The following is a 12,618-nucleotide window of genomic DNA, read 5'->3' on the forward strand; positions in this document are numbered from 1 at the left end:
AATCTTAGGTTACTAATAATTAGGTAATCCGACAAGTTTTGTTATAATATACCATTGTTTCACTCGACATGATTAACCTCAGCCTTTTCATTTACTTAATGATTACATAAAAAACGAACAACACGTTTAAGGGTGACTTAATCATTTAATATGAATATAATTTCAAAAAATAATGTAGATAATCATACTTATGAACAACGATTTAAATTTACAGAAAATGATGAATGCGTTTGATGAGTTAGATTTTGAACAACGCACCACCACAAACCTAGAAAATGCCCGTAATAAACAGCAAATGACGGCATACATCAATTCATTAGATTTTAGTATACGCCGTTTAAAGATTTTACAAGAGTCGGTTAACGACATTGTAGAACAAAAACAACTCGATCTTGTTAAGCAAGAACATATACAAACTTACAAAACAAAAATTATTAATTTATCTCGTAAATATAATATCTCATACCAAGATGTCATCAATATTATGGCTCAGTTATCTCATAAATAATTTTGATTGATAAAGCTATATTCCTGAATTCAAATTCGAAGTGCGACTATTTACCAATTAAGCAGTTAATCGAGTAAATACAAAAGCTCGGTGGTTGCAATAAGGTATAATAGAACTTCTGAGCTTATACTACCGAGCCTTCAGAATGTCTCTATCTCAGTGCATTATGAAATAAACGAGTCAGAATCCTGCATGCGAAAATAACTAACTCCAGATTAAACTCCAAAGCGCAGCACGCAATCAATTCGGCTATATTAATGTTTATAAAATAACAATATGGAATAAATAGAAAGGGCAATATTGCTTAGAGCGACAAGAGTAAGCTTTTAAGTTATTGAAGATTACACTTTTGGCTGTAGATTAATTACGCTGCTACAACTTGTTTAGCTTTACGCAGAGGATGTAATCGATTATGCATTACTTTAATCGTGTCAAATTGTGCTAATGATTTACTTTCAGTTAATTGACAATATTGCGACAAGATCATTACTGTGGCAGCTTGTAAGCCATTGTCAATCACTAAAGCTAATACTTTAGAGTAACCACAGTTAAGTTGAAATAGTTTGCCTACATCGCAATAAACACACTCATCACTGACATCAAAAAACCAAGATTTCGGCATTTGCGATTGCAATAGGAAATGGGCCGCTGTGGCATTGAGGGCGGTTTGAACAATACCTGCATCTGAAATATGTAGTATTTTAGGTAATGTTTCTAACATTTTAATATAGAATTTTGCGTGTTCAAGTGTAAATTCAGCTGCACTCAATGCATCTGGAATTAAAAACTTTGGTTTGTATGGAGTTAAGAACTCCATCTCGGAACCTAACGAAATACTCAATAACTTTAAGTTTTCATTATATTCCCATTGCCAGTCCTTATTTGGCATCAATAACATAGCTGTTTACACCTAAAATCTATACACCTTGATATGATAGATTATTTTTCACTCAATATCAAAATTTAATTATAAATTATAACATAAATTTCAAAGTGTTAGCGCGATCGAATGATCGAGTGTTCGATCGCGGCATGATTTTTGATCAATAACTTAGTGTTTTAGTGGTTATTTTGCGCAATACGCATTGACTATCTGATCGATCAATTTAGGTCCTTGATAAATAAAACCTGAATATATCTGCACCATGGTTGAGCCTGCATCAAATTTAGCCATCGCATCCGCAGCACTATTGATCCCACCAACACCAATGATCGGGATCTTACCTTGCAAACAGATCGCTAATTGTTTGATCACTTTAGTTGATAAATCGGCCAAAGGTTTACCACTTAGTCCGCCCGTTTCCTCAGCATTCTTTAAGCCCACCACGTTATCACGACTTAATGTGGTGTTAGTTGCTATCACGCCATCAAACTGATTACTGATTACTGAATCAGCAATGGCTCTAATTTCGTCATTGCTTAAATCAGGCGCAATCTTTAATGCAACAGGAACGTATTTTCCATATTTAGCAGCTAGCTCAGTTTGCTTAGCCTTAATTGAACTAAGTAAATCATCGAGTAGCTCACCGTATTGCATTGAACGTAAACCAGGAGTGTTAGGAGAAGAGATGTTAACCGCAATATAACTGCAATGTTGATATACTTTTTCCATGCAAATTAAATAGTCATCTTTGCCCTGCTCTATTGGTGTATCTTTATTTTTACCTATATTTACACCAACCATAATGTCAGACTTTTTGGCCATCAAATTACGAACTAGATTATCAACACCTTTATTGTTAAAACCCATGCGATTAATAATCCCTTTAGCAGGCTTTAATCTAAATAAACGAGGTTGGTCATTACCAGCTTGCGGGCGTGGAGTAACAGTTCCAACTTCAATATGGCCAAAACCCATTGCATGAAAAGCATCCATTGATTCGCCATCTTTATCCATTCCGGCTGCAAGACCAACAGGATTAGGAAAAGTTAGCCCCATACAATTAACTGGTGCAGATTTTACCTGCTGACGGTAGAAATAATTTAATGGAGTATTTCCTGTCATTTTCAAACTGCCAATAGCTAAATGATGTGCTAACTCTGGGTCCATCTGAAACATTACTTTTTGCGCGAGTGTGTAAAACATGTTTTCTCCTAGACCTAAAAAAAACCCCAGCAATCGCCGGGGTTTGTTTATATTATAAGAATTACTTCTGACCTTCGCAATGCAAAATCAGTAAGTTAAGTTCCCGTAGGGCGACTGAGAACTTAGCAAATTCATGGGTTTGAGAAACCTTGAAATCCGCCAGCATGTGATACCATCTTTCAAGTAAAGGCTTATTCTGTTCAATCCATTGATTTATCACACTATCTGCATCGCATGTATCAGTACAAATACGTAATACTGCAGAACTTAATGCACGTTGTTGCCAATCCAGTTCTTCTCTGAATGCGGCACGGGCAAGTGCTTGCCAGTGATTCGCAACAGGTTGCGCACTAATTTGTGCTAAGAACCAATGTAGCTCAACTTTGGCACCGAGTTTGAAGTAAGTTTCAGATACTAGCTCAACTGACTTATTCTCGATTTGTGCAATTTGTGCTATGTCTAACGCAGAGAATAATGTACTCATTTTAGCCACAACTTGTGCGACAGCTTTCGGTACATTTTCTTCGGTTAGCGCGGTAATTTCAGCAGAAATGACGTCCACTTCGGCAGCAATCATGTATTGATCAACATTGGCTTTAAGTTGCTCAAACACAGGCTTAAAGAACGCAACAGTTTGGTCAATATCATGAGCGCGGTTGCGATGGCGAATAAACCAACGACAAGCGCGGCGCATATTACGACGTAATAAATGTAACATCTCCCCTTGTACCACTGCAGGGGTTACACCATTTAAATCAGTAATTGAAGTGGTTAACTCATCAAGGCCAAAGACTTCTCGTGCCATAGTGTAACAAATAGCAGCTTCAGCAATTGTTGCACCGGTCTCATCTTGCATACGTTGTACAAAATTAAAGCCCATGTCATTAACCAATTCATTGGCTAATGACGTTGCAATAATTTCACCCCGTAGCGGATGTGCAGTCATTTTATCAGCATATTTGGCTTGTAACTTTTTAGGGAAATAAGCCACTAGCAATTTACTTAAAAATGGATCTTCAGTGATTTCAGGCGTGACCAATTGCTCTTTAAGTACCATCTTCGCATAGGCAACCAATACAGATAATTCAGGGCGGGTTAATGCACGGCCATTGGCTAAACGTTCAGCGAGATCATCGTCTGTCGGTAGAAATTCCAATGCGCGATCGAGCTTACCGTCTTTTTCAAGATATTGAATAAACCGAATCTGATCTTTAAGCTGTGATATACCATGTACTTGGGTGACCGAAATGGTTCGAGTTTGATCTATACAATCTTGAATCACTATCTCGCTGACTTCATCAGTCATGTCTTCTAGCAAACGATTGCGTTGTTTAACCGTTAACTCCCCTTCTGCAACTAAGGTATTCAAGAAAATCTTGATGTTCACTTCGTTATCAGAGCAATCTACACCGCCTACGTTATCAACGAAGTCAGTATTCATGCGGCCACCATTAGCACAGTATTCGATACGACCGAGTTGGGTACAACCTAAATTACCGCCTTCACCGATTATTTTGGCACGCACTTCGTTACCATTAACACGTAAGGTGTCATTTGCACGATCGCCTACTTCAACATGAGATTCTTTGCTCGACTTAACATAAGTCCCAATACCACCATTCCAAATTAGGTCTACTGGCATTTTCAGTAGCTCTTTCATCAGTTCTGTTGGAGTCATGCTGTCTTTATCAGTGTCTAGCATCTGCTTAATTTCTGGCGTCAATTTAATTGACTTGGCTGAACGTAGGAATATCCCGCCGCCTTTAGAAATCAGTTTCGCGTTATAGTCTTCCCAGCTAGACCGTGGTAATACAAACAAACGCTGCCGCTCAGCATAACTTTCAGCAATCTTTGGCGTTGGGTCGATAAAGATATGCATGTGGTTAAATGCAGCAACCAATTGGGTTTGTTCAGACAACAACATACCATTACCAAATACGTCACCAGCCATATCACCAATAGCAACACAGCTAAATGGGGTTGTTTGGCAATCAACACCAAATTCACGGAAATGACGTTTAACTGATTCCCATGCACCGCGTGCTGTAATACCCATTTTTTTGTGGTCATATCCGTTACTACCACCAGAAGCAAACGCATCACCTAACCAGAAGTTGTATTCAATCGCAATCTCATTAGCGATATCGGAGAAAGTTGCGGTGCCTTTATCGGCAGCAACCACTAAATATGGGTCATCTTCGTCATGACGTACAACATCCTTTGGTGGAACCACTTCACCATTTATAATGTTGTCCGAGATATCTAATAACGCACGGATGAACAGACGGTAGCATTGTTGACCTTCTGTAAATAAAGCTTCACGGCCACCTTCTGTCGGCAGCTGCTTACACACAAAGCCGCCTTTTGCACCTACAGGTACAATCACAGTATTTTTAACTTGTTGTGCTTTTACTAGGCCTAGTACTTCAGTTCGGAAGTCTTCACGACGATCTGACCATCGCAAACCACCACGAGCTACTTTACCGCCGCGTAGATGTACACCTTCAACACGAGGAGAATACACAAAGATTTCAAACTTAGGCATTGGCTTAGGCATTTCAGGAATTAAGCTGGGCGCAAATTTAAACGATATATAATCTTTTGCTTGGCCATCAATAGCAGTTTGATAAAAGTTAGTGCGTAACGTGGCGTTGATTAGATCTAAGTAACGACGAATGATACGGTCATCATCTAAGCTTGAAACATCATCAAGTTGTATGTCCACTTGTTCAAGGAACTTACTTAAGGTTCGAGTTTTAAGCTTAGGATTAAACTTACGGATGAACATCTTAACCAATAAGTCAGCCAACTTAGGATATCGGCTAAACGTTTCTTCGATATAAGATTGACTGAAAGTAGCATCAATTTGGCGCATATACTTAGCATATGCACGTAAAATTGAAACTTCACGCCCGCTTAAACCAGTAGAAAGCACGATGCGATTAAAGCCATCATCTTCTAACTTCTTTTGCCACACCTGCAGGAGCGCTGTTTGAAAGCGGTCTTGGCTATCAGCAAGATTCTCAGTTGCAGCTCCTTGCACTGTCATTAAGAAGTCTAAAATCCAGAACGTTGCACCATCATTAGTTTTGACTTCATATGGGCGCTCGTTAATAACACGTAAACCAAAGTTTTCAAGCATTGGCAATACATCAGACAAGTGAATGGGTTCGTCTTTATGAAACAGTTTTAAGCGAACTTTATTGTCGTTTAACGCCGACTCTTGTGGCTGATAAAACAACATGCCTAACTTATGATCGTCATCCAATGCTTCTAAGTGCTGCATATCAACAACTGCAGAACTAGGAAGTACATCATCTTTGTAGCTAGGTGGAAATGCATTTAAATAACGTTTAGTTAAACCAGTCCCGGCTTGTTCGCCAACAGTATTATTTAACGCTGTGTGCAATTTATCATCCCACGAACGGGCTGCTTCAATAAGATTTTTTTCAATAGCGGCCACATCAACATCCATATCGTTATTATCAACTTTGATAAAATAATGAGTTCGAGCCAAAGTAGACTCAGAAAAATAGGTGGTGAACTCAACATCTTCATTACTCTGGAAATGTTGTGCCAGAATGCGTTGAGTATCTTGACGCAACTTAGTGTTATAGCGATCTTTAGACACATAAACTAAACACGATAAGAAACGACCATAACCATCTTTACGCACAAACAATTTTAACTTATCACGATCTTGTATTTCCAAGACACCGTGAGCAATGTTAGACAACTCATGGTCTTTTGCTTGGATCAGCTCATCACGAGGTAAGTTCTCAAGGATATTCATTAACGCTTTGTAATCATGAGATCGCGGTGTAAAACCTGAATTATCAAGAAGGCGCTGAACTTTTTCACCCAATAGCGGAATTTCACGAGGGCTGCGGTTATACAAGTTAGAGGCATATAAACCGATGAAACGGTCTTCACCAATGACATTACCTTTTTTATCAAAACGCTTAACACCTACATAATCGACGTAAGCTGGACGATGTACACGGCTTTTAGCTGAACTTTTTGTCAGAACTAATAAACTTTCATCTAATGCTTCTTTACGAGCTGAATGCGATAAACTCGACAGTAATAGACCACGTTCTGCATGGGACGTTTTGGAACGATTCATCAAACCAAGGCTGGAGTCTATATTAGGCACTAATTCAACATCACCTTCTACCCGTATTAGATCGTAATAACGATAACCTAATAACGTAAAGTGATGATTGTTTAAGTAGTTCAAGTAAGCTATAGATTCTTGTAACTCTGTTTTTTCGCCTGGGAATGGACGTGATGGTAATTGTGAAATGGTGTTAGTCAGTGTATCTGACATAGCTTGCCAATCATTTACTGAGGCGGCAACATCTGCAAGTACCGACTGAATTTCTTTTTCAATCGTTTTTATATCGGTATCGCTGTTTTGCTTGTCAATTTCAATCAAGAACACGGCAACATTGTCACTATCAGTAGTGGCATCATTCAAAAATGATACATCTGTTACATTGTTGTTTTCGCGGATCACAGCTAATGGCGTATGTAGCATTACATGAGCAGTAATCCCCATCCGATTTAAGGACATTGATAACGAATCAACCAAAAAAGGCATATCAGGTTGAATGACTTCAATAATACTATGTGTTGACTGCCAGCCATGTTTTGCTTGGCTTGGATTAAATACCCGAATGTGAGTTTCGTCCGGGGCCGTTTTATTTAGGGCATTCCAAAGGCTGACGACCGCACCATACAAGTCACTGTCATTACGCGCATTGAGGTCGTCTTTTGACATATTGGCATAGAGACAATGGGAAAATTGCTCAACTTGTTTAGCTTGAGAATGAGGGATTTTTGTGTGAATTAAATTGACTACGTTTTCCAGTAGTACAGAAGGCATTGCATCTTTCAAGGCCATGTTGCAGATTCCTTAAGCGTCTAAGCAGCGCTCTTATCATTATATGGATGCTTCGGCTTGTCGATTCAGTAGGTCCGAGTCATTTGTGTCTATCACGTAAATAACTACGTTGCGTTTAACAAAAGAAACTCATATTTGAGATCTGGGCCAAAGTTTATTACTAAACTGCTGCTATATCGAGGAAAATTTTAGTGGTACATCCTCTCTAAATCCAGTCAACAGCATAGTTAAGTGTTTAAAATGACATTTAAGTCGTTTGTATAGATTAACTATGCAAAACAAAAAAGGGAGCTCAGCTCCCTTTTTTGTTTAATTACATGTTTTATCTACTTTTTTCGCCAGAACATAGCGGAAAGAGCCGGTAGAATAATAATTGCACCTAACATATTTACTAAAAACATAAAGGTGAGCAATATTCCCATGTCCATTTGGAACTTAAGGGCAGAGAAGAACCATGTGCTCACACCAATGGCCAAAGTCAATCCAGTAAAGATAACGGCACTACCACGTTCAACCAATGCTTCAAAATACGCTTGTTGTACAGGCATACCGTTACTGAGTTTATTGGACATTGTCGACAAGATATAAATACCATAGTCAACACCGATACCAACACCCAAAGCAATAACGGGTAAGGTACTCACTGCTAGACCTATATCTAATAAAGTCATTAATGCTTGAGCTAAAGTTGATACCACATATAGAGGTATAATCACCGCAACTGTCGCTTTAAAGGATTTAAAGCTAATCAAACACAATACAAATACTGCCCCATAAACATACAACATCATAGGCAGTTGTGCTTCACTAACCGCTTCATTTGTTGCAGCCATAACACCTACGGGGCCAGAAGCTAACTTAAATTGTAGTGTGTCTGAATTAAATTGAGCAGCCATTGATTTAACTTTATCAACCACCACTTCTATTGTTTCGGCTTTGTGATCTTTTAAGAATAGATACACTGGCATCACAGAACAATTGCTATTTAGCAAACCAGAGGTTGTCGGTACTTGGCCAACAGCTTGTACCAAGCTCGCTGTATTACGCGGTAAAACTTCCCATTTAGGGTTACCTTCGTTAAAACCAGCATTCACTTTTTTTGCAATGGAAGCCAAACTCGCTGTTGACTCAACACCTGGTGTATTGGCCATCATCCATTCGAACTGATCTATTTGTGATAACACAGAATGATAAGTACAAGCTTCGGGGGTGGCTTCTACAATCACTGTCATCACGTCTGTCGTAATAGAAAAGTGATCGGTAATAAAGAAAGTGTCTTGGTTATAGCGAGAATCTTGATGCAGTGCTGGTGCTCCACCCTGTAAATCACCAATTTTCATTTTAGAAGCTTGTTGAAACCCAGCCACATAAAGAACGGCAGTCGAAACTAACACCACTACGGCATACTTTGGCGTGGCGAATTTAGACAAACTTCGCCAAAGGTTTTCAATCTTTTGGCGCTTCTCAGGATTGTCTTGTTTATTCGGTAATTCAAAATAAGAAATCACCAGTGGCAGCAATATAAGGTTGGTCAAAATAATGACTGCAACACCTAAAGATGCCGAAATAGCTAATTCACGAATGATACCAATGTCTATTGACAGTAAGGTTAAGAAACCTACCGTATCAGACAGTAAAGCAACACCACCAGGCACTAATAAACTGCGAAAAGCTGAAGCCGCTGCTGCTTTGGTGGTTTGTCCATCAAGGACACGACGCCGTACAGCATTGATCATCTGTACCCCGTGACTGACACCAATGGCAAACACCAAAAATGGTACCAGAATCGACATGGGATCCAAACCAAAACCGATTACTGTGAGTAAACCTAATTGCCAACATACCGCCACTAAACTGCACATTAATGGCAATACAGTTAATATTATCGATTTTGAAAACAGGTACACCATCACGGTGGTAATGGCGATAGCTATCAAGAAGAACAACAGGACGCCTTTAGCCCCCTCTGCAACATCCCCTGCCATTTTGGCAAAGCCAATAATATGAATCTTAATTTGATCGTTTTCGAATTTACCGCGCAGCTCTTGCTCTAACTGATTAGCAAACGCAATAGTATCAATAGCTTCACCAGTCTGCGGGTCAAACTCCATTAACTGTGCTGACACCATGGCAGAGGTATAATCGTTACCAATCAGCCGACCGACTATGCCCGCTTTTTCAATATTATCGCGAACAATTTTAAGCCCGTAATCATCATTACGAAAATCAGCAGGGATAACAGGTCCGCCAGCAAAACCGTCTTCAACAACTTCAGTGAAGCGTGTAGAAGGAGAAAAAAGCGATTTAACCTGTGAGCGTTCAACTCCGGGAATAAAAAATAATTGATCGTGTACATTTTTCAATGCATCAAAAAATACCGGATTAAATATACTGCCACTGGTATCTTCTACTGCCACCATAATACTGTTTGCACCACCAAAATCTTTTTGATGTTTAGTATACGTTTGCATGTAAGAGTGGTTAAGTGGAATATTTTTACTAAAAGCCGCATCCATTTTTAATTGGCTGGCTTGGTACCCTAAAAAAATTGTGATAAAAATAAACGAAATGATGACCCATTTACGATTACGGAATAAATGAGATTCAAATCCATTGACCAGTTTTTCTAACATCTTTTCGGCCCTATTATTGTTGTTTTAATTTTCCAATCTAACCCGAAGGCTAATCAAGCTGGAACAGTCCCTTGGAACCGGCGAACCATAACTGGCCTTTACTGTCTTGAGCAATTGCGACTATATTTTCACCTTGACGTCTTGCAACAATGGTTGCTTTATCATTATCAACTGACAACACAATACCCGCGTTTCCAACGAGATAAAGGTCATTATTAGGTGTAATAAGTGCGCTATTGATTGATGATTCAACAGGTAGTTCTACTTCTTCCCATGCAGAAAGACTTAAGTCTGACTTAAAGACATGACCACGAAGCCCCATAACATAAACATCATCAGCAACAGAAATGGCATTGAACATTGATCCGTCATAGTCAAAGTTTGTTTTTGAGAATGTGTGGCCATTATCATCTGATACCGCCACCATACCAAGTTCTCCCACAAGCAATAGTCTTTTATCTTTAAGACGAATTAAACGATTAAAATGGGGTAACAATGACGCTCGTTCGGATAAATATAAGGCTTCATCTTCTCCTTTAAGCTCATTTAAATATGATATGTCTTCTTCAAAAAGTAACTCTTGGTGAAACTCTGTTTGCCATGTTTTACCACCATCAGCAGTGCGATAAAATAAACCATACGCACCTACCGCAATGCCATCAACAGCTGTGTAAAAACGTACATCAAAAAAAGGCTTTTCAATTTCAGGTGATTGCATTTGTATCGACCAAGTTAATCCACCGTCTTGAGTGTGAATTATGGTTGCATCATGTCCGACAGCCCAACCTTGTTTATCGTCGAAAAAAAATACCTTGGTTAATTGAGAAATAACAGGGGTTGCAACTTGATGCCATTGATTATTTTCTAGCAGAAGCACATCACCACGTTGGCCTACCGCAATCAGTTTGTCACCCACATTGGTGATATCAAGCAATAAAGAGGATTGAGCCAAGGGTTGAATTTGAACAGAAAGTGGATCGAGTTGAGCATCTACTGAAGCAGTATATAAACATGCACTAATCCCAATCGCCACCGCACTGCGAAGCATGCTAAACGTCATACAAACTTCCTTTACAATATAGGGGCGCTAAGCGCCCCATTTTATTTATGGCTTATTAGCGAATACCAGCACGTCTTAATGCGTCTGGCGTAAAGTTAGACTCAGAAAGTGATGCATCAAAATTATACATCCGGCCTTCATTGTCTAGACCCATCGCTAAATAACGGCGAGATTGAAGATCATGGAATACTTCTAACGTACTCCATAGAGCAGGCACTTCATAGTAATTGATAAGATGCGCAACACCGACACGATAAAGCTCATCGCGATTATCATAAATATCAGTTACCGCTATTTGCCAAGAATCTTCATCAATATAAAACACACGCGTTTTATAGGTATGACGCATGCCTTCTTTTAACGTTGCTTTAACTTCCCATACACGATGTTTTTCGTAACGAGCATATTCAGGGTTAATATGACCAGGTTTTAAAATCTGATCATACTTTAATGAATCTGAATGCAAGCGATAATCATTGTAAGGAATGTAAATTTCTTTTTTGCCTACTAATTCCCAGTTATAACGCATTGGAGAACCGTTAAACATATCAAAATCATCGGTAGTTCGTAAACCATCAGACACTGTACCAGGTGTATCAAAAGCAACGTTAGGTGCTTTACGAACACGACGCTGTCCAGTGTTGTAGGTCCATGCTTGGCGTGGAAGCGCCTCTTGATCCATGGTTTCTTTTACAAGAAGTGCAGTACCCGCTAATCGTGCTGGCTGAGTTACTACTTGTTTAAAATAAAACAAAGTATTTGTTTCTTTAAGCTTTTCTAAAGTCACCTCTGGACGAGAATATTCAAAGCGAATAGCTTCAGAATTCTCAACCAAAGTGTATGAACCATTAGACATAGGCGCGGCTTGGCTACGGTAGGTTTCTACATCCACTCCGCGATAACGTAAAATATGATTCCAAATGACTTCTAAACCATTATTAGGAATAGGAAATGGAACCCCAATTGTCGCACCAGAAATACCGTTACCTTCCGAAACTAATTCAGCTCTAACAGCATTGGCTTTAGTTGCATCATAGACATACTGAGGCACTGCAGCTGTTCTGCGACTTTCATAGACATTCATTTTGTAAGTGTCTGGGTATATTTCAAATAGCTTATTTTGCCCCGGCGTTAAGAAATCAGCATATTGTGCTTTATTAGCGTTAGTGATCGTAAATAACACTTTATCGCTAGGGAAAGGATCTGGGTGATGCATGCCTTTAGTGTAACCCGCAATCGGCTCACTAATCCCACCACTCCAAGCAGGGATAGAACCATCAGCATTGGCCGCTTTTTCCGCCCCTAAAGGCGTTAATGTTGTGCCTAATTTATCTGCATCAGCTTGTGATACTTTCGCCAGCGCAGCAGGTGCACCTAGTGCGATAATCACTGCTGCCGATAATATCGTCAGTTTTTTCATTATTA

Annotated in this window: 7 protein-coding genes; 1 reads left to right on the plus strand and 6 read right to left on the minus strand. The window is 39.3% G+C overall.

The features are described 5' to 3' along the window. The first annotated feature begins 190 nt into the window (after nucleotides 1–190). Nucleotides 191–508, plus strand: coding sequence for a hypothetical protein (locus FH971_RS11125; protein ID WP_137226945.1), 318 nt, complete (start codon nucleotides 191–193; stop codon nucleotides 506–508). Between the two features lie 364 nt (nucleotides 509–872). On the opposite strand, the gene FH971_RS11130 is transcribed toward FH971_RS11125, so the two are convergent. The 6 genes from FH971_RS11130 to FH971_RS11155 all read right to left on the minus strand — a co-directional run bounded on the left by FH971_RS11130 (nucleotide 873) and on the right by FH971_RS11155 (nucleotide 12,613). After that, nucleotides 873–1,406 carry a cell division protein ZapC gene (locus FH971_RS11130; RefSeq protein WP_140234344.1) on the minus strand — a complete coding sequence of 178 codons (534 nt, stop codon included), beginning with the start codon at nucleotides 1,404–1,406 and terminating at the stop codon, nucleotides 873–875. 168 nt (nucleotides 1,407–1,574) lie between these two features. Continuing rightward, entirely contained in the window at nucleotides 1,575–2,594 is a 1,020-nt protein-coding gene (gene pyrD / locus FH971_RS11135; RefSeq protein ID WP_140234345.1) for a quinone-dependent dihydroorotate dehydrogenase, read from the minus strand. Between the two features lie 61 nt (nucleotides 2,595–2,655). Next, entirely contained in the window at nucleotides 2,656–7,500 is a 4,845-nt protein-coding gene (locus tag FH971_RS11140) for an NAD-glutamate dehydrogenase (protein ID WP_140234346.1), read from the minus strand. 326 nt (nucleotides 7,501–7,826) lie between these two features. Next, a complete protein-coding gene (locus FH971_RS11145) occupies nucleotides 7,827–10,133 on the minus strand; it encodes an efflux RND transporter permease subunit (protein WP_140234347.1) in 2,307 nt (768 codons plus the stop codon). 49 nt (nucleotides 10,134–10,182) lie between these two features. Further along, nucleotides 10,183–11,193: a WD40/YVTN/BNR-like repeat-containing protein gene (locus FH971_RS11150; protein ID WP_140234348.1), complete on the minus strand. Its 1,011-nt coding sequence runs from the start codon at nucleotides 11,191–11,193 to the stop codon at nucleotides 10,183–10,185. 55 nt (nucleotides 11,194–11,248) lie between these two features. Next, a complete protein-coding gene (locus tag FH971_RS11155; RefSeq protein ID WP_140234349.1) occupies nucleotides 11,249–12,613 on the minus strand; it encodes a DUF1329 domain-containing protein in 1,365 nt (454 codons plus the stop codon). Between the last annotated feature and the right edge of the window lie 5 nt (nucleotides 12,614–12,618).

Origin of the sequence: Shewanella polaris (assembly GCF_006385555.1) — a bacterium.
GTDB classification, from domain to species: domain Bacteria; phylum Pseudomonadota; class Gammaproteobacteria; order Enterobacterales; family Shewanellaceae; genus Shewanella; species Shewanella polaris.

Excerpts from the sequence above, each read along its gene's own strand:
- FH971_RS11125 (WP_137226945.1), top strand. The coding sequence starts at position 191 with ATGAACAACGATTTAAATTTACAGAAAATGATGAATGCGTTTGATGAG.
- FH971_RS11130 (WP_140234344.1), bottom strand. The coding sequence starts at position 1,406 with ATGTTATTGATGCCAAATAAGGACTGGCAATGGGAATATAATGAAAAC.
- pyrD (WP_140234345.1), bottom strand. The coding sequence starts at position 2,594 with ATGTTTTACACACTCGCGCAAAAAGTAATGTTTCAGATGGACCCAGAG.
- FH971_RS11140 (WP_140234346.1), bottom strand. The coding sequence starts at position 7,500 with ATGGCCTTGAAAGATGCAATGCCTTCTGTACTACTGGAAAACGTAGTC.
- FH971_RS11145 (WP_140234347.1), bottom strand. The coding sequence starts at position 10,133 with ATGTTAGAAAAACTGGTCAATGGATTTGAATCTCATTTATTCCGTAAT.
- FH971_RS11150 (WP_140234348.1), bottom strand. The coding sequence starts at position 11,193 with ATGACGTTTAGCATGCTTCGCAGTGCGGTGGCGATTGGGATTAGTGCA.
- FH971_RS11155 (WP_140234349.1), bottom strand. The coding sequence starts at position 12,613 with ATGAAAAAACTGACGATATTATCGGCAGCAGTGATTATCGCACTAGGT.